This is a genomic window from Novosphingobium sp. KA1 (assembly GCF_017309955.1).
Lineage (GTDB): Bacteria > Pseudomonadota > Alphaproteobacteria > Sphingomonadales > Sphingomonadaceae > Novosphingobium.
Genome location: NZ_CP021247.1, coordinates 3,529,478 through 3,547,665, shown reverse-complemented (window position 1 = coordinate 3,547,665; position 18,188 = coordinate 3,529,478). Strand labels below are relative to the sequence as shown.

The 18,188-nt window shown below is 67.6% G+C and carries 16 protein-coding genes; 6 read left to right on the top strand and 10 right to left on the bottom strand.

Going from position 1 to position 18,188, the window contains the following annotated elements:
- Positions 1 to 115: 115 nt before the first annotated feature.
- Positions 116 to 934 (bottom strand): enoyl-CoA hydratase/isomerase family protein, encoded by an 819-nt coding sequence (locus tag CA833_RS17060; RefSeq protein ID WP_207078722.1) that lies wholly within the window; start codon positions 932 to 934, stop codon positions 116 to 118.
- A 26-nt stretch (positions 935 to 960) separates the two neighbouring features.
- The gene (locus CA833_RS17055) at positions 961 to 3,171 is read right to left on the bottom strand and encodes an acyl-CoA dehydrogenase family protein (RefSeq protein WP_207078721.1); all 2,211 of its coding nucleotides are present in this window, start codon (positions 3,169 to 3,171) and stop codon (positions 961 to 963) included.
- Positions 3,172 to 3,389: 218 nt separating this feature from the next.
- On the opposite strand from CA833_RS17055, the gene CA833_RS17050 reads away from it, so the two are divergent.
- Positions 3,390 to 4,730, top strand: coding sequence for an amidohydrolase family protein (locus tag CA833_RS17050; RefSeq protein ID WP_207078720.1), 1,341 nt, complete (start codon positions 3,390 to 3,392; stop codon positions 4,728 to 4,730).
- Between the two features lie 69 nt (positions 4,731 to 4,799).
- Here the strand turns inward: CA833_RS17050 and CA833_RS17045 are convergent, their stop codons facing one another.
- Entirely contained in the window at positions 4,800 to 5,603 is an 804-nt protein-coding gene (locus tag CA833_RS17045; protein WP_207078719.1) for a helix-turn-helix domain-containing protein, read from the bottom strand.
- A 318-nt stretch (positions 5,604 to 5,921) separates the two neighbouring features.
- Here CA833_RS17045 and CA833_RS17040 point away from each other — a divergent pair, with 318 nt between their 5' ends.
- Positions 5,922 to 6,878, top strand: a complete 957-nt coding sequence (locus CA833_RS17040; protein WP_207078718.1) for an enoyl-CoA hydratase/isomerase family protein — start codon at positions 5,922 to 5,924, stop codon at positions 6,876 to 6,878.
- Here the strand turns inward: CA833_RS17040 and CA833_RS17035 are convergent.
- From CA833_RS17035 to CA833_RS17015, 5 genes are read right to left on the bottom strand one after another with little or no spacing between them, the layout of a single operon-like run.
- Positions 6,804 to 8,231: an amidohydrolase gene (locus CA833_RS17035; protein ID WP_207078717.1), complete on the bottom strand. Its 1,428-nt coding sequence runs from the start codon at positions 8,229 to 8,231 to the stop codon at positions 6,804 to 6,806. The genes CA833_RS17040 and CA833_RS17035 overlap by 75 nt on opposite strands.
- Positions 8,225 to 9,424 (bottom strand): CoA transferase, encoded by a 1,200-nt coding sequence (locus tag CA833_RS17030; RefSeq protein ID WP_142633145.1) that lies wholly within the window; start codon positions 9,422 to 9,424, stop codon positions 8,225 to 8,227. Before CA833_RS17030 ends, CA833_RS17035 begins: the two co-directional genes overlap by 7 nt.
- On the bottom strand, positions 9,414 to 10,928 hold the full coding sequence (locus tag CA833_RS17025) for a class I adenylate-forming enzyme family protein (RefSeq protein ID WP_142633147.1): 1,515 nt from the start codon (positions 10,926 to 10,928) through the stop codon (positions 9,414 to 9,416). Before CA833_RS17025 ends, CA833_RS17030 begins: the two co-directional genes overlap by 11 nt.
- Before the next feature lie 6 nt (positions 10,929 to 10,934).
- On the bottom strand, positions 10,935 to 11,225 hold the full coding sequence (locus tag CA833_RS17020) for a hypothetical protein (protein ID WP_142633149.1): 291 nt from the start codon (positions 11,223 to 11,225) through the stop codon (positions 10,935 to 10,937).
- Positions 11,226 to 11,264: 39 nt separating this feature from the next.
- Positions 11,265 to 12,494, bottom strand: coding sequence for a CaiB/BaiF CoA-transferase family protein (locus tag CA833_RS17015; protein WP_242526168.1), 1,230 nt, complete (start codon positions 12,492 to 12,494; stop codon positions 11,265 to 11,267).
- On the opposite strand from CA833_RS17015, the gene CA833_RS17010 reads away from it, so the two are divergent.
- Positions 12,478 to 12,747, top strand: coding sequence for a hypothetical protein (locus tag CA833_RS17010; RefSeq protein WP_207078716.1), 270 nt, complete (start codon positions 12,478 to 12,480; stop codon positions 12,745 to 12,747). The two genes, CA833_RS17015 and CA833_RS17010, sit on opposite strands and share 17 nt — an antisense overlap.
- A gap of 77 nt (positions 12,748 to 12,824) precedes the next feature.
- Positions 12,825 to 13,142, top strand: coding sequence for a hypothetical protein (locus CA833_RS17005; protein ID WP_142633153.1), 318 nt, complete (start codon positions 12,825 to 12,827; stop codon positions 13,140 to 13,142).
- A 206-nt stretch (positions 13,143 to 13,348) separates the two neighbouring features.
- Here CA833_RS17005 and CA833_RS17000 read toward each other — a convergent pair whose 3' ends face one another.
- Both CA833_RS17000 and CA833_RS16995 read right to left on the bottom strand, forming a co-directional pair.
- A complete protein-coding gene (locus CA833_RS17000) occupies positions 13,349 to 13,837 on the bottom strand; it encodes a MarR family winged helix-turn-helix transcriptional regulator (protein ID WP_207078715.1) in 489 nt (162 codons plus the stop codon).
- A gap of 20 nt (positions 13,838 to 13,857) precedes the next feature.
- Positions 13,858 to 15,111, bottom strand: a complete 1,254-nt coding sequence (locus tag CA833_RS16995) for an acetyl-CoA C-acetyltransferase (protein WP_142633157.1) — start codon at positions 15,109 to 15,111, stop codon at positions 13,858 to 13,860.
- A 315-nt stretch (positions 15,112 to 15,426) separates the two neighbouring features.
- Here CA833_RS16995 and CA833_RS16990 point away from each other — a divergent pair, with 315 nt between their 5' ends.
- Together CA833_RS16990 and CA833_RS16985 are read left to right on the top strand one after the other, a co-directional pair.
- Positions 15,427 to 17,079 carry an MFS transporter gene (locus CA833_RS16990; RefSeq protein ID WP_207080154.1) on the top strand — a complete coding sequence of 551 codons (1,653 nt, stop codon included), beginning with the start codon at positions 15,427 to 15,429 and terminating at the stop codon, positions 17,077 to 17,079.
- A gap of 71 nt (positions 17,080 to 17,150) precedes the next feature.
- Entirely contained in the window at positions 17,151 to 18,188 is a 1,038-nt protein-coding gene (locus CA833_RS16985) for a dihydrodipicolinate reductase (protein ID WP_207078714.1), read from the top strand.

The following is an 18,188-nucleotide window of genomic DNA, read 5'->3' as shown; positions in this document are numbered from 1 at the left end:
GATCCCGCTTGTTCTTCTGGCGTGGCGCAAAGGAAGCGGGGCCCCCGCCTTCGCGGGGGCGACGAGCGTTTGTGTCTAGGTTCGGGGTGACCGGAGGGAAACCTCCAGACCGCCCCTACTTCTTCTTCCCGCCCACGCCTTTCAGGTATTCTTCCATGCCGCGGATATAGTCCGGGTTGAGCATGAGTGCGCTGTTGGCCATGCGTTCGATGTGGCGGGCGCTGTCGCGGCCCACTTCGACGCTGAGTTCGATGGCGACCTTGGCCGCGCCCATCTGCTCGGGATTCTGTTTGGCGAGGTGGCGGCAGAACGCCATGACGTCCGCCTCGAACGTCTCGTCCTCATAGACCTGGTGGACCAGCCCCATGGTCAGGGCCATGTCCGCCGGGGCGGGTTTGTTCGCCATGATCAGCCAGCGCGCCCAGTGCGGCCCGCAGATGCGCGTCAGGCGCGAGACGCCGCCCGATGCGGGGAGCACACCGAACAGCCCTTCGGGAAAGGCGTAGGACGCGCTTCTGGCGGCAAGGCGGAAATCGCACGAGAGGCTCATTTCCAGCCCGCCGCCCACGCACATGGCATGGTGCGCGACGACAAAGGGTTTCTCGATATGCTCGATCTCGTCCCACAGCTGCTGCATGTTGTTGAGATTGAGCCGGTGGTTCTCGCGAATGCCGCGCGCGCTGCCCCCGGTCGACACGGGCGAGACGATGTTCTGGTTGCCGCCCCGCAAGTCCGCGCCGGAACTGAAGTAGCGCCCGGCCGAGCGGATCAGCATGACCTTCAGTTCGGGTGTCTCGCGAAAGCGCAGCACCGCCTCGGTCAGCAGGTCCATCATCTGCCGGCTGATCGCGTTGAGCTTGTCGGGCCGGTTGAGCGTGGCGATCAGGATGCCGTCCACGTCTTGGGTGAGCAGGTGCGGTGCTTCTTCGGTCATCGTATTCTCCCCCTCCGTTGCGCGCCTCAATTGCGGGACCGCGGCAGGCCGAGGCCCTTTTCGGCGATCATCGAACGGTGCACCTGGCTGGTGCCGCCGTAAATGGTCGTCCCGTGGGCATGGCGATAGGCGAGGTTGATGGCATTGGCCGCGCCCTTGCGCTTGGACAGCGAGTAGGGCGCCGTCAGGTCGAGCAGGTCGCGGGAATCGGTGATGAACAGTTCGGACGAGAACATCTTCGCCATCGGGCCGTAGGCACCGTTGCCTTTGCCGTGGACCTGCGTCCAGTTGGCGCGATAGGCGATCAGTTCGGAGGCCAGCACATTGGCGTAAGTGCGCGCCAGCCGCGCCTGCGCCTTGGCCGTTTCGATCAGCCTGCCGCCGCCAGCCACGGGGATTTCCTCGCAGAGTTCCACCGCGTTCTCCAGCATCGCGCGCTGCACTTTCGCAAAGCCGCCGCCGTGTTCGAGTTCGAGGCTGGCCGCCATGGTCCGCCCGCCCGCGTTGATCTCGCCCAGGCGCCAGCTGTCGGGGATGCGCACGTTGTCGTAGAAGGTGATGTTGGTGCGCTCGTCCATGAAAGTGTGGACGCCCTGCACGGTGACGCCTTCGGCCTTGAGCGGCACGATGAACATGGTGAGCCCCTTGTGCTTGGGCGCGTCCGGGTCGGTGCGGCAGAGCATCAGCACATAGTCGGTCAGGTTGGCGCCGCTGGTCCACATCTTGGTGCCGTCGATCCGCCACGACCCGTCCTCAAGCTGGGTCGCCTTGCACTGCGCGGCAAAGACGTCCGAACCGCAGCCCGGTTCCGAATAGCCGAGCGAGCAGATCGCCTCGCCCGCCATCACTCGGGACAGCACGTCGCGCTTCAGGTCCTCGCTGCCGAAGCGGTGCATGATGAGGGCGACCATCTGCGAGACATTGGCGACCGGGTTGCTCCAGCCCTCCTCCTCGAAGGCCGAGCGCGCGGCAGTGACGGCGTAGGGGCTGAGGCTGCGCCCGCCGACGTCCTTGGGAAGCTGGAGGTAGGCAAGGTTCGCCTCGACCAGCTGCTTGTGGATGACCGGGTTATGGCCTTCCCACGAAAAGTGGAACTTCTCGCGCTGTTCGTCGGTGACGTTCCTGGCGAAGAATTCGCGGATTTCCTGCTGGATCGCGCGGGCATCCTCGCCCAGATCGAACTCGACGGGGACGTCGCCGACATCGGGCAGGCTGGCCTGCTCGCCCGCGTAGAGGCGGCGACCGGCTTCGGCGAGCCAGTCCTCGGGATCGCCGGCCACCAGCGGCCAGGCCTTGGCGCGCAAGTTGTAGAGGTGGACGTCATGCTCGGTGGTGAGGCCGATGCCGCCGAAGGTCTGCACGGCGTGGCGCACGGTGCGTCCTGCGGCGCCGGCGGCGTACCATGCCGATAGCGAAACCTGGGCTCCTGCCGCCGCATCGCCATCGGCGATCGCGCGCATCGCCTGCCAGGCAAGGAACTTGGCGGAATCGATTTCGCAGATCAGGTCCGCCATCGGGTGCGAGAGCGCCTGGAACGTGCCGATGAACACGCCGAAGGCCTTGCGTTCCCCGGCATAGTCCGCCGCCATCGTCAGCGCGGCACGGGCAAGGCCGGACAGCGCCAGCGCCATCAGCACCTTCCATTCCTCGCGCCCGGCTGCGAAGAGCGCCAGCGCGTCTTTGCCGCTGGCCAGAACGGTTGTCGGCAAGGCACCGAGATCAAGCTCCGCAATCGCCGTGGTGGCAAGCGTCGGCTCCGCGATCCGCGCTTCGGCGGGCACCGTGACCAGCACCACCTCGTTACCCCTGCGTGCGGCGACCGCATCGGCCACGAGGCCGCCCGCGACCCATTGCCGGGGGAATTCGGCCACGTCCTGCATGGCAATGGTGACGACGGCCTCGCCGCCGAGCGCTGCGGCCAGCAGGTCTTCCTGACCGCCCAGCAGGCCGAGCAGGCGGGTGGCCACCAGCGCTTCGGCCAGCGGGCCGGAGGCGAGCGTGCGACCGGCTTCCTCCATCAGCAGGCCGGCATCGAACAGGCCAAGGCCCATGCCGTCGGCCTCTTCGGGAACGCGCATGGCAAAGGCGCCAAGCTCGGCAAGGCCGGTCCACAGGGCGTGGTCGAAACCGCCGCTTTCCTGCGCCTTGCGCACGCGTGCCATGCTCGAATTCTCGTCGAGGAAGCGCGCGAACGTATCGCGCATCATGACCTGTTCATCGGTGAGGTCGAAGTTCATTTCAGGCTTTCCCCGGGGGTTCTTGGTTTTCGTGTTTCCTCGTCAACATCATACCTCGCCGCCCCGTTCAATCGCCTCCGGTACGCAATCGCGGGCGCGATAGCTCGGCGTCGCCGCTGGCAGGGCCGGGAGGGGAGGCGTAGCGTCCCGGTCCAAGGCGCCACGAACGATGCGCCCGCCGGGGACCGTCCGGCCCGGCAACGGATGGGAGTGCCGACATGGAAATGAACGACATGGTGCTGATCAGCGTCGACGATCACATCAGCGAGCCGCCCGACCTGTTCCGGAACCATCTTTCCGGCGCTGCGCTGGAATCCGCGCCCAGGCTGATCCAGGACGAGAACGGCAAGGACTTGTGGGTCTACCAGGGCCAGAAGTTCCCTTCGGTGGGCCTCAACGCCGTGGTCGGCCGTCCTTTCGAGGAATACGGCATGGAGCCGACCTCGCTCGATCAGCTGCGCGCCGGTTGTTATGACGTGCACGAGCGTATCAAGGACATGGACGTCAACGGCATCGCCGCCTCGCTCAACTTCGGCTCGGTGTTCGACTTCGCCGGTGGCCGCCTTCACCGCGTGCCCGACCGCGATCTCGCGAAAGTCCACGTCAGCGCCTACAACGACTGGCATATCGACGAATGGTGCGGCGCCTATCCGGGGCGCTTCATTCCCTGCGCGATCCTGCCGACCTGGGACATGGACGCGACCATCGCCGAGCTGAAGCGCGTCTCCGCCAAGGGCTGCCACACCGTCTCGATCAGCGAGAACCCCACCTGCCAGGGCCTGCCGAGCATCCACAACGCCTATTGGGACCCGTTCTACAAGGCGATCAACGATCTCGACATGACGATCTGCCTGCACATCGGCGGCGGCAATCCGGCGCCCCATGCCTCGATGGAAACGCCGATCGAGGCGTGGATCTCGACGATGCCGATGTCGATCGCCTATGCCGCCTCGGACTGGCTCCAGCTGGAGGCGCTGCACCGGTATCCGGACATGCGCATCGCGCTGTCGGAAGGTTCGATCGGCTGGGTGCCCTACTTCACGGAGCGGGCGGACTTCTCGAACTGGCGGCACAAGGCCTGGACCAACTCGCGCTTCCAGAAAATGAAGCCCAGCGAGATGTTCAGGCGGCATTTCCTCAACTGCTTCATCGACGATGCCTTCGGCCTCCAGAACATCCAGTTCATCGGCGAGGACAACATCGCCTACGAGTGCGACTATCCGCATTCCGACACGCTCTGGCCGGAAGTGCCCGAGCATCTCTGGCCTTCGATCAAGCACCTGACCGAAACGCAGATCGACAAGATCACGCACGGGAATGCGATGCGCTGGTTCCGGTTCGATCCCTTCCGGCACCATGCCCGCGCCGAGCTGACCGTCGGCGCGCTGCGGCAGCGGGCGAAGGCGGAAGGCGTCGATACCAGCGCCAAGTCTTCCGCCGGTGAACGTCCGGTGGAGGAGGGGGATACCCGGCCGGTCACTTCGGGCGACATCATGAAGATGTTCATGCGCCACGAAGATACCGACCGCACCGCGCGCATGCACCGGCAGGAGGCCTGATCGCCGCCGGTAAAAGCAGAAAGGCCCCGCGAGCGTACTCGCGGGGCCTTTTCGGGTGGCTGTGCCCGGTCAGGCTGCGTGGGGCAGTTGTTCCGGTTCGGCGATCACGACGGGATCCGGCAGGCACTTGCGCATCGCGTCGCTGAGCGACTGGAGCAGGGCTTCCGGGTTCACCTTGTCGTCCTTGCCGTAGATCAGGCTGATGACGAGCGGGTGGCCGTCGGGCTGGCGCGGGACAAGGCCGCAGAGCGATTCCGCGCCGCTGCCGAAGCCCGCCGGGCCGAACACGTAACGCGGATCGCGGCAGCTATCGATGCGGGCCATCATGTCGGCAAAGGCGAACTTGTTGAGTTCGCTGGCTTCGGCATTGAGGCGGCGCACCATGCCTTCGCAGCGCTGGCGGGCCACGGTCGAGAGCATCAGCAGGCCAGCGGCGTTCTGGGCCAGCGGTTCCTTGATGCCGCCCGAAAGCTCCCGCGTGGCGGCAAGGGCGCGCGGGCCGTGGCGCCAGTTGACGATCTGGACGTCGAGCCCGACCATGGCATGGAGCGCGACCGAAAGGCCGGTCTGGGCGACCAGGCGGTCCATCAGGCGCACGATGCGGCCGTCGCGCACCAGCTCGGGCTGGCCCGAGGTGCCGATCAGCGCGGCGCGCGGCGTCAGGCTGTAGGCGCGCGAGTAAGGGTCCTTGTGAAGCAGGCCGAGCTCGACCAGGCTGGAGAGCAGTTCCGACGTGCTCGACTGCGGGCGGTTGTAGCGGCGCACGATGTCCATGACGGTGGCTTCACGGTGCGCATCGTCGAAATATTCGAGCACTTCGATCACGCGGCGTGCGATCTTGGCCTTGTTCGATGACGTGGTCTTTCCAGGCATGAGGTCTCTCCTCCCTCAAGTGTGGTGTGATGAACTCACTTCTCTCCCGAGTCGGATCCCTGAAAACTGAGTCTGACTCGTTTTTTGCTAAGCTTGGTTATCATTGCTTTTGGAAAGCCGCAAGGGGCTTCGCGCAGACGATAAGTTGCGCGCAGGGGCGCTCTCTCGAAATATCGCGAAATCCCGCAGCTTCCGGCGGTTTCCGGCGATCGGCGCATCGCCGAGCCGTGTTTGCGGCGGGGCAGGCTGGTCATGACGCGCAATGCTCGTCATGCTCCGGTGCGACCAGGTATTTGTGCGGGAGGGAAAAGTTCGAGGATGCAGGTGGAGGGACTGACATTCGCCGGAGCCGGGCTGTACGATTCGGCGGTGCAGTCCGGCGCGCCGATCGCTTTTGTAGATCTGACGCGCGAAGCCGGGGACCTGCCGGACATGCTCCTGCCGCCATGTCCGGTGATCGGGATCGGCGCACGCGAGCATCCGCTGGCATCGCGGCTCGATGCCTGTCTCGAACCGCGCTTCGATGCGGCGCAGCTGGTGGATGCCGCCTCGGCCCAGCCGCTCGCCGCGGCCGTCGTCGCCCAGTTGCTGCGGCTTCTCCCGTCGCTTTCGATCGATGACGGGCTGACGGCGGAATCGCTTGCCTATGCAACCTTGCAGGGCAGCGAGGCGCATCGCCGCTGGATCGGCGCGCGGGTCACCCCGGACAGTCCGGCCGCGGCGGGGCGGGTCGTGCTGGCGCGCGGCGGCGACGTGCTGACGGTGACGCTCGATCGTCCCGCCGCGGGCAACGCCATCGACCGCACCATGCGCGACGAACTGCGCGAGGCTTTCGTGCTCGCGGGCATCGACAGGAGCATTTCCCGCATCGTGCTGCGGGGCAATGGCAAGGCCTTCTGCCTTGGCGCGGATCTTGGCGAGTTCGGCACGACCCGCGATCCTGCCGAGGCCCATCGCCTTCGCGGGCTGACCCTTCCGGCCAGGGAGGCGGCCCGCTGCCGCGACCGTTTCGAAGTCCGGATCGACGGGGCCTGCATCGGCGCGGGGCTGGAGATCGCGGCGTTTGCCGCCCATGTCGCGGCGACGCGGCGTTCGTGGTTCCAGCTTCCCGAACTGGCGATGGGCATTCTTCCGGGGGCGGGCGGCTGCGTCTCGCTCAGCCGCCGGATCGGGCGGCAGCGCGCCTTGCTGATGATCCTGTCAGGCCGGCGTTTCGCAGCGCGCGAGGCGCTCGAATGGGGGCTCGTCGACGCTCTGGTGGACGATCCGGCCTGACACGACCGTGAGGCGGACGTCCGCGCTGCTCAGCCGCGTGCGGGCCTCGTGCCAGGGGCGGCCGAGCAGGCACAGGTCGGCGGCTTCGCCCACGGTCACCTGTCGCTGGCGGGAAAGGTCCATCGGATCGGCGAGGTAGAGTGCCAGCGCGTCCTCGGGAGAGAGCGCCTCGTCCGGCGTGAAGGGGGTGCCTGCAAGCGTGCTGCGCAGCACGGCGGCGCGGATCGCCTGCCAGGGATCGCCGCTGCCGTAAGGCGCGTCGCTTCCCCCCGCCAGCGTGATGCCCGCCCGCCGCAGCGAGGCCAGCCGGTAGAGGTTCTTGTGGTGATGCGGCTCGACGTCGCGCAAGTAGCGATCGCCGTTCCGGTGAACGAAGTGCGGCTGCACGCAGGCCTGCAGGTCCAGCGCGGCCATGCGCGCCGCGAGATCGGCGGGAACGATCGAGGCATGTTCGATCCGGTCGCCTCGCCGGGCACCCGCGGTTTCGAACAGGGCCAGCGTGAAGACCAGTTCCACTTCGGTCACGCAGTGCACGGCAACGCCGCGTCCCTGGGCGTGGGCCTGGGCGATCCAGGCGCATGCCGCGTCGAAGTCGGGCAATGCGGCTTCGTGCAGGTGGAGCTTTGCAGGCCCCAGCCGCCAGCCGCTGCAGGGCGCATCCGCCAGCGACAGCCCGCCCGCCACTACGAGCCTCTGCGAAAGCTGTCCGGCGCTGATTTCGCAGGCAAAATGGTGCGCGATCAGCGGGTCGTTGCGGGGGGACATATCGGTCACGCCGGTGAGCCCGAAACGCGCGAGATCGTGGCTGATTGCCGCAAAGCCCGGCGGCGCGGCGGCCAGCGCGCCTTGCAGCCAGGCATCCTCGTCGAACAGGCGGCCGGTGAAACGGCCGCCGATCCGCTCAAGCCCGGGCGGCGGGGTGTTCGACGCCAGCAAGGCGTCCAGCGCGGCGCTGTTCAGCAGCCACATGCGGCCGGTGCGATGTTGCAGGCGGACAGGGCGATCCGGCACCATGCGATCGAGCGCCGCCGCATCGGGCAATTCGCCGTCCAGCACGCTTTCGCAGAGCCCGAAACCGCGAAGCCAGCCGGTGCCGGGACGCGAGAGGGCGCGGGCGAGGTCATCGCGGTCCCGAATCGCGGGCGGGCCGCATTCGACCGAGGCCGCACGCACCGCGAGCGCCGCCAGGTGGATGTGATGATCGTGCAGGCCGGGCAGCAAGGCACCGCCGCGCGCCTCGACAACCGCTTCGCCCGGGCGCGGGGCGAGATCGCCGATGGCGGCGATGATACCGCCGTCGATGCGCAGGTCGCCGGTGCCGTGCCGGTGGATGGCGGCGCCGCGGATCAGCATGGCGCAAGCGCGGGCAGATAGCCTGCGGTGTCGGCGCCGAGCGGGCGTACGGGGGCGCGCAGGGCGCGGCGCTGCAGCGCCGGGAAGGGGCGTCCGGGCGCAGTGCCCCAGGCGCGCAGTTCCGCTTCGAGCCGCGGCGCGTCGAAGGCGCGTTCCTCGGCCAGTGCCATGGCGGTTATCGCGCTCATCGACAGGCCGATGCGCTGCGCCTCCCCGCGGCGCAAGGCGTGCAGCACCGCGCCCGCGCCGATGATCCCGGTGAGCGGGTCGGCGATGGCGTCGCCGACGTAGCCGGGCGTCCCGCAGGCTTGCGCCAGCGCGCGGGAGAGGCCCCCGGCAACGCCGCAGTCATTGCCGATGCCCACCCAGTTGGCCGCTTCCCCGCTGGCGCCATGGCCGGTGACGGACAGCCACACCAGCCCCGGCACTTCGCCCACCAGCGCCTGCGCGTCGATCCCGAGATGCCGCAGGGCGCGCGGGCGCGCACTCTCGATGACGACGTCGGCGCGGCGGATGAGGGCGACCAGCCGGGCCTTTTCGGCGTCGCTGGCAAAGTCGACCAGCACGCTGGCCTTGCCCTGGTTGATGAGATCGAAAGTTGCCGGATCGTCGCGGCGGATGAGGTCGGGGCGGGAGCGGCTTTCGACTTTCACCACCTCCATTCCCGCCTGCCAGAGCAGGTGCCCGGCGAGCGGCCCGGCCCAGATGGCGGACATGTCGATCACCAGGGGGCGATGGCCGGGGGCCCTGTCGCGGTGCGGGCCGCGCGCGATCACCTCGATGGCAGGCGAGACCGGCTGTTCGTCGAGCAGGGCTACCGGCAGCCCCAGCAGCCGTCCGGTTTCGAGCAGCGCAGCGCCGTCGCTGCGCCGCACGGCCGCAGCAATCGCGGCAGGGTCGCCCGCGTCGAGGTCGGCATCGCCGAACAGTGCGGGCAGGAGGTCGCGGTCGATCTCGCGGATCAGCGTGAGGGCAAACCAGTTGCCGTCACGCGTCGGTAGCAGGCGGCTGCCGCCAAGCCCTGCGGAGACCTTTCCGGCGATGCGATAGCGGCCATGGGCGGCGCGTTCGCCCAGCAGGGTCGAGCCGGAAAGACGGGGCAGGCCGAAATCGCGGGCGAGCGCATCCAGTTGCCGGTCGGCCCAGCGAGCCAGCGGGATCGCCGGGCCGCGCGCTGAACCCTCAGTCGGCAAGGACGTCCTTGACCTTGCGGCGCAGCAACTTGCCCATTTCGTTGTAGGGCAGCTCGGCGACGAAGACGACCTTCTCCGGCACCCGCGAGGATCGCAGGCGGGCGCGGACAAGGTCCTTCAGCTCGGTTGCGCAGGGCGACGCGTGGCCTTCGCGGGTGACGATCGCAACGCCCACGGTCTCGCCCCATTCGACCGACGGGATCGCGCAGGCACAGGCATCGGCGATGGCCGGGTGCGTCAGCAGGACGTCCTCGATCTCGCCCGGCGACATGTTCTCGCCGCCGCGCACGATCACGTCGTCCGCGCGCCCGGAGAGGAACAGGTAGCCATGCTCGTCGATGAAACCGGCATCGCGGGTGGGGAACCAGCCCTCGGCGTCGAGCGCGCTCTTTTCCTTGTATTCGCCCGAGACCTGCTCGCCGCGCACGTAGATTTCGCCGGGTTCTCCGGGGCCGAGCACCTCGCCGTTGTCGCCGCGGATCTCGATCTCCACGGTCGGGATCGGCTTGCCGAGCGAGGTGAGGCGGGCGCGGACCTGCGGGTCGCCCGAGGCCAGCGCCTCGCGGTGGTCCTCGGGGCCGAGCAGGGCGATGGTCGAGCTGGTTTCAGTGAGGCCATAGGCATTGGTAAAGCCCGCCTCGGGGAAACGTTCGAGCGCCTTCTGGATCACTTCGATCGGCATCTTGCCGCCACCATAGGCGACGGCGCGCAGTGAGGAAACGTCGCCGCTCGCGCCTTTTTCCATCGCATCGATGATCCGTGCGAGCATGGTGGGCACGACAAAGGCGTTGGTGACGGTTTCCGCCGCGACCAGCGATAGCCAGCCCTCGGGCGAGAATGCCGGCAGCATCACGATCTTGCGCAGCGCATAGATCGAGGAGAGCAGCGCCGAGATCCCTGCGATATGATAGGGCGGCACCACCACGAGCGCGGCGTCGGCCTCGTCCGCCGAACCGAACTCGACGGTGCCCAGGATATAGCCGAGCAGGTTGGAATGGCGCAGGATCGCGGCTTTCGGCGCGGCGGTGGTGCCGCTGGTGAAGAGCTGGATCGCGATGCCGCTCCCGGATTCATCGCCCCCCGGATCGTATTCACGCGCTTCGTCGGCGGGCACGGTTTCCTGCGCCTTGAGCACGAACTCCCCGCGCGAGAACACGGTGTGGCCCTGATCGGCGGCGACGCGCAGGATGCGTTCCTCGTCGCCGATCACCAGCGCCGGGGCGATGCGGCCGAGCAGGGCGGCGAGATCGGCATCGGGCAGGCGGTAGTTGAGCGGGCAATAGGGCACGCCGGCCAGCGCGGCCCCGAACACCGCGATCACCGCCGCTTCGCTGCTCTCGTCGAGCAGGGCCACATAGTCGGCCTCGCTCTGGCGGATCAGTTCGAACGCGCCGCGCGCGGCAGCGAGCAGGTCGCCATAAGTCCAGCGCCGTCCGTCGCAGACGAGCGCGACGCGGTCCGGCGCGGTCTCCGCCGCCATTTCCAGAAGAAGCGCGATGTTCATGGGGCGTCAGTCCGAAGCGGGCAGGGGCTTGGCGTCCTTGACGACCAGCGCGACGCCGCCGACTGCAAGCGAGCCCTTGCCCGGCTTCACGCAAAGCAGTTCGTACTTGCCGTCACTGTCGACGTAGCGCTTGCCCATCAGGGTGCCGGCCGAGAAATCGGCGGCGAGCGGCGCGGCATCGGCGGGCCTGGCCTCGCCCATCGGCGCGCCGCCGCATTCGATCGTGCCGTCGGCGCAGCGGATCACCATGACTTCGGTGTCGCAGGCAGCGCTCTTGAGACGGGTTCCAGGCTTCATGTCTTCGGTCCTTGCTTGGTATGTCGTGCGGTCGGGCGATCAGGCGATCGCGCCCTTGGCCTTGAGGTCCTCGATGCGGTCCCAGTCCACGCCCATTTCCATGAGCACGATCTCGGTGTGCTCCGAGGCCTGCGGCGAACGCGTGGTTTCCAGGGCCTCGCCGTTGAACTGCACCGGACCGCGCACCAGCTTGAGCGGCGCGCCGCCATCGGCGGCCTCGACCTCGACCACGGTGTCGTTGGCGATGGCCTGCTCGTCCTCGGCCAGTTCGAGCAGGGTGAGGATCGGCGCCCACTGGCCTTTCATGGTCTTGAGGTGTTCGCGCCAGTAGGCGAAGGGCTTTTCGGCAAAGGCCTCGACCAGGATGGCGCTGGCGGCCTCGGCGTTCTCGATCAGGCTGAGGACGTCGGCAAAGCGCGGATCGTCGGCGGCCTCGGGGCGTCCGACATGCTCGAACGTGTCGCGGATCAGGCCGGTCGGGCTTACCATGCAGAAGTTGATGGTGCGCTTGTCGGCCGTCCAGAAGTTGCCCATGAACGGGTTCTTGGCGCTGCCGCCCGAGGTCGGCATGGCGTTGCGCGAGACAACGCCGGTTTCCAGCACTTGCGCGATGTTCGCGCCCGAGGCCCAGGCGGCCGTGCTCATCAGCGAGACGTCGAGTTCGGTGGCCTCGCCGGTCTTCTCGCGGTGGAAGAGGGCTGCGGAAATACCGCCGGCGATGAACATGCCGCCGATGGAATCGCCGAATGCGGGCATGCCCTGCGACAGCGGGCCGGGCAGTTCCGGCGGGGTCATGCAGTCGGCAATGCCGCTGCGCGACCAGAATGCGGTGCCGTCGAACCCGCCCTTTTCCCGCTCGGGCCCCTTGTCGCCCCAGGCGCTGCCGCGCGCATAGATGATCTGCGGGTTGGCGGCGCGGATGTGCTCGACGTCGAAGCGGTTCTTCTGGCGGACCTGCGGCAGGTAGTTGGTGAGGAACACGTCGCACTGCCGGGCCAGTTCGTAGAGCAGTTCCTGGCCTTCCGTGGTGGACAGGTCGATGCCGACGCTGCGCTTGCCGCGGTTGGGGTGTTCGAACAAGGTGTGACGCAGCGGGTCGAGCTTGACCCCGCCCATGTTGAGGAAGCCGCGCTGGGTGTCGCCGCGCACGGGGTGTTCGATCTTGATGACGTCCGCGCCCCAGTCGGCCAGGATCGCACCGGCCGCGGGGGTGAACGTGAACTGCGCCACTTCGAGGACGCGCACGCCCTGCATGACCTTTGTCGGCATCAGACAGTCCCTGTTTCTTGTCTTCTCGGTTCCGGCGCGAACCGGCGCTTTTGAGCCGCTCGCACCGCTTGCCATCGATGTGCGCGCAAAGGTCATCGGGAGCAACACCACCGCCATCGCGGCGACGATCATCGGCCGGATTCGCCGGTGCGATCTGTTGCGTGTTGCACTGCGGCAGATGGGCGAACCCATGAAACGGCGCGGGAGCGATGGTTGCGAAAAATGTTTTAGCGGTTGCGGCAATCGCAATTGACACCTAGGCAGGTAATTACTAACCTAGGTGAGTAAATAGCGGGGATGGACCCGTTCCAAGCACTCGGAGAGTTACCCATGAAGAAGTTCGTTGCCCTTGCCGCCGTCGCTTCGCTTGCCTCGTTCGCTGTCGTTCCGGCTGCCTTCGCCGAAACCACCCAGTCGGTTCGCGCCGTCACCGAGGAAGCGGCCGCTCCGGTCGACCTGAGCGCCGGCAAGATGCTCTATGCCGCCAACGGCACCCGCATCGCCCCGATCTACCGCGTTGCCGCCGACGGCAACCCGCAGGTGATCCTCAACGGCCGCCTCATCACCGTTCCGGCCAACAGCCTGACCGATGCGCAGGGCAAGATCACCACTTCGCTGACCAAGAAGGACCTCGCCTCGGCGAAGTGATACCAGCCGGCGTTGACCTTGACGCATCGCAGGTCGGTCAAGCCCGCGCGGCGCCCGAGCGTTCCAGGCTGCTGATGCGTCAGCATCACCGCAGCCTGGAACAAGCCTTCGGTCCGTTCGGGACACAGAAAAGGGCGGCACCGCGGTGCCGCCCTTTTCTGTGCGTCCAAGCAGGAGGAGAGGGAAGGAGGGAAGGAGGAAAGGCCTCAGCCGCGGCTGACGTTGTCGTAGATGCGGTTGAGATAGTCCCGCATCTGTTCGACTTCCGCGTCCGAAAATCCGGCGAACATCCGGCCCTCGGCTTCGGCGGCGATCAGCCCGAGCTTTTCGAGCAGCGGATGCGCGGCGTCGGTGACGTAGACCGAACGCGCGCGGCGGTCGTCCCGGCGGTCGCGCCGTTCGAGCAGGCCGTCGGCGCAGAGGCGGTCGATCAGGCGGCCGGCGGAGGCCTCCGACATCTCCAGATATTCGGCGACGGTGCGCTGGGTCGATCCGGGATAGCGCGCAACCACCGCGATCATCGCCCATTGCGAGCGGGTGACGTTGAGTTCGGTGACGAGCCGGTCGAAATTGTTGCGCTGCAGGCGGGCAATCACTGTCAAGCGCAGGCTCACCTGGCGGCGCGGGCTCTCGGTCTTGTCGTTGAGGACATCGCCCAGTTTGCCCGTCAGTTTGTCTTCCGCCTCGGTTGCCACATGTATCTCCTTGTAATGACTTAAATTCGCTCGATGATCACGGCAGGGGCCATACCGCCCGCCGCGCACATCGTCACCAGTCCATAACGCCCGCCGCTGCGTTCCAGTTCGTCGAGCGCGGTGCCGATCAGGATTGCCCCGGTCGCGCCGATCGGGTGGCCCAGCGCGATCGAGCCGCCATTGGGGTTCACCTTGGCGCGGTCGAGATCGAGATCGCGGATGAGCTTCTCGACCACGACGGCAAACGCCTCGTTCACTTCCCAGACGTCGATCTGGTCCTTGGTAAGACCCGCCTTGGCGAGCACCTTCCTTGCCGCCGGGACCGGGCCGTTGAGCATCAGGGTCGGGCAGTCGCCGGTCTCGGCCATGGCGACGATGCGCGCGCGCGGCTTGAGGCCATGCTTCTCGGCATAGTCCTTCGAGGCGAGCAGGATCGCCGATGCGCCGTCGACCACGCCCGAGGAAATGCCGACGTGGTGGACCGGCTTGACGTCGAGGTCCGGGTAGACCTGGTGGACGAGTTCCAGATAGGTCTTGCCGCCGGGGGCGGAGGGCATGGCGTAGAACATCTCGAACGCGGGCTTGAGCTGGGCGAGGCTTTCGGCGGTGGTGTCCGGTCGGGGATATTCCTCGTGGTCGAGGATCACGTTGCCGTCATCGTCCTTCACCGCGATGGTGGACCGCGCGAAGCGGCCCTCGGCGATGGCAAGGGCGGCGCGGCGCTGGCTTTCGGCGCCGAGCGCTTCCAGTTCCGCGCGGCTGATGCCCTCCATCGCCGCGATCGCATCGGCGGCAACGCCCTGGTTGGTCTGCGGGTGCTTGGCCTGGAGGCGGGGATTGCCCGCGCCCATGCCGGCGCTGCCGAGCCCGGCCTCGCGCATCTTCATGCCGTGGGCATTGGCGTAGGAGAGCATGTCCATGCCGCCCGCCACCATCAGGTCCGACATGCCCGACATGATCATCGCGGCGGCGAGGTTGGTGGCGGTGATGCTCGATCCGCAGAAGCGGTTGAGCGTGACGCCGCCTGCCTTGACGTCATACCCCGCATCGAGCGCGGCCATGCGGCCGATGTCGCCGCCTTGCAGGCCGATGGCTGCGGACACGCCCCAGATTACGTCGTCGACGTCGGCGGTGTCGAAGCCGTTGCGCTCCTTCAGGGCGGCCAGCACGGTGGCCGACAAATGCTCGGGGTGCATCTGCGAAAGGGCTCCCTTGCCCATCTTGCCGATGCTGCGCGGGGTGCGCACGGTGTCGATGATCCAGGCTTCGCTCACGGTCGGATCTCCTCAATGTCCCGGGCAGGCGCGCGATCTGTCGAGGCGCCTTTTGCCGAGGTCATGCTGGCAGGTCCGGGGAATTGCAATTGGAGGGGGGTGTCCTATCGCAGCGGCGATTGCTTTCAGATGAAAGCATATCGGATTTCGTGCCTGCCGCGTCAACCTTTCCGGCCAGGCGATGGATCGCGCGGGCGCAGTGGCTGTGCTTGACGCTGACCGCGCTGCGGACACAGTCAGGAGCCAAGGGGCAGGACGAAGGGAAAGAGCGTGTCGGACAACAGCGCGCCGAACGGGGAAGAGGGCGCTTCATCGCTGGAGAACGGTTCGCCGGGCGGTGCCTTCGCCCCCTTGCGCGAGCGAACCTTCCGCCGGATCTGGACGGCCAGCCTGTTCTCCAATTTCGGCCAGCTTTTCCTGGGTGTCGGGGCGGCCTGGGAAATGACCAGGCTCACCAGTTCGGCCGAGATGGTGGCGCTGGTGCAGAGCGCGATGATGCTGCCGCTGGTGGTGGTCACGCTCCCGGCAGGCGCCATTGCCGACATGTTCGACCGCCGCCGCATCGCCATGAGCGGGCTTGCCTTCAGCGCGGTCTGCGCCGCGATGCTGGCGGCGATCGCGTTCCTCGATCTGGTGACGGGCGCGATGCTGCTGCTGTTCTGTGCGCTGATCGGTGCCGGCGTGGCGCTCTATTTGCCGTCGTGGCAGGCCTCGATCCCGGAGCAGGTCTCGCGCGGGCACTTGCCGGCCGCGGTGGCGCTGGGGACGATCAGCTACAATGTCGCGCGCAGTTTCGGCCCGGCGCTGGGCGGATTGATCGTGGTTGCCTATGGCGCGCGCGCGGTTTTCGGGATGACCGCGTTGCTCTATCTGCCGCTGTTCTTCGCGTTTTTCCTCTGGCAGCGACGGCACGTGCCATCGCGCCTGCCGCCCGAGCGCATGGACCGCGCGATGCTGGGCGGGGCGCGTTACGCGCTGCACGCCCCGGCGATCCGGACCGCGCTGCTGCGGGTCTTCGCGTTCGGCCTGTCGACCGCGACCGCTTCGGCGCTGGCGCCGCTGATCGCGCGCGACATGCTGCGCGGCGATGCGGCGACCTATGGCCTGCTGCTTGGCGCGCAGGGGGTGGGGGCGGTGACGGGGGCGCTGTTCGTCAGCCGCATTCGCGAGATGATCTCCACCGAATGGGCGGTGCGCCTGTTCGCCATCGGCACCGGCGCGGCGCTTGCCGTCATCGGCTTCAGCCACGAGGCCATGCTGACGTGCGCGGCTTTTCTGGTGGTCGGCGCCTGCAACATCCTGACCATCGCGATGATCAACGTGACCGTGCAGCTTTCCGCCCCGCGCTGGGTGACGGCGCGGGCGCTGTCGCTGTTTTCCTCGGCGATCACGGCCGGGATCGGCATCGGCGCATGGGTCTGGGGGCAGGTCGCGCAGCAGACCGGGGTGGGCCATGCCTTGCTGGTGTCCGGCATGGCGGTCGGCGCAACGGCCCTGCTCGGTCTTGTCCTGCCGATTGCGCGCGAGGGGGCGAGCGGGACTTCGGAAATGCCGCTGGGCAATGAGCCCGAGGTCGGCATGGCGCTGACCTTGCGGTCCGGTCCGGTGGTGATCGAGGTCGACTACGACGTCGATCCCGCCCACGCGCGGGACTTCTATGCGGCGATGATGAAGATGCAGTCGATGCGCAAGCGCAACGGCGGTTTCGCCTGGTCCATCGCCCGCGACATCGCCGATCCCGCGCTCTGGACCGAGCGGTATCATTGCCCCACCTGGGGCGATTACCTGCGGCTGCGCGATCGCTTCACCGAGGCCGATCTGGCGGTGCAGGCCGCCGCCGATGCCTTCCACCGGCGGGGGGAGGGAAGCCGGGTGCGGCGCCAGCTGGAACGGCCGTTCGGATCGGTGCGCTGGAAGGCGGAATCCTACGATCCCCGGCAGGAAACGACGGGCTGGATCGCGCCCTGAGCGTTCCCATCCGGGGATTGTCGCAGCCGTGAGGGGCAGGCGAAATGACGCAAGGACCGGGAGAGAAGCGAATGCAGGACAGGATCTGGCGCGTGGTGCAATGGGCCACGGGCAACATTGGCAGCCGCGCGCTGCGCACGGTGATCGAGCATCCGCGCATGGAGCTGGTGGGCCTGTGGGTCTCCTCGCCCGGCAAGATCGGCAAGGATGCCGGCGCGCTGTGCGGGCTGCCGGCAACCGGGGTGACGGCGACCGGTTCGCTGGAGGACATCGTCAGGCTCGATGCCGACTGCGTGCTCTACATGCGGCAGGGCACCGACTGGGACGAGCTTTGCGCGCTGCTGGAATCGGGCAAGAACGTTGTCACCACGCGCGGTGACTTCCACAATCCGCGGCTGATGGACAAGGACCTGCGCGCCCGCATCGAGGCGGCCTGCGCCAGGGGCGGCGTCTCGATCTATTCCACCGGATCGAGCCCGGGCTTCGTCACCGAGGCGCTGGCCATCCCCTTGCTCTCGCTGGAGCGCCGCCACGGCGTGCTGACCATCGACGAATATGCCGACGTCTCCAGTCGCGATTCGCCCGAGATGCTGTTCCAGGTCATGGGCTTCGGGGCCGAAATGGCGCCGTTCGACCAGCGCCGGGCCGAGCATCTGAAAGGCGATTTCGGCAGCTCGCTCTCGCAGGTCGCCGATGCCATGGGGCTGGAGATCGATGCGATCGAGGCGTTCGGCGAACTCTCGGCCACGCGCAAGGACCTGACCATCGCGGCAGGGACCGTGCCGGCGGGGACGGTCGGGGCGATGCGCACGACGATCACCTGTCTGCACAAGGGCGAGCCGGTCATGCGGTTCCGCGCCAACTGGTACGTCACCACCGATATCGAGCAGGACTGGGATCTGCGGGAATCGGGCTGGCGGGTCACGACCGGCGGCGATGCGCCGGTGCGCATGGAGATCACCTTCCCGGTTGCGCCCGAGGACTATGCGGCCTTCACGCCGGGGCTCACCGCGCACCGCCCGGTCAATGCGATCCCGGCCGTCTGTGCCGCGCCGCCGGGGATCAGGACGACCGTGGACCTGCCACAGATCGTCCCGATCTTCGCCTGA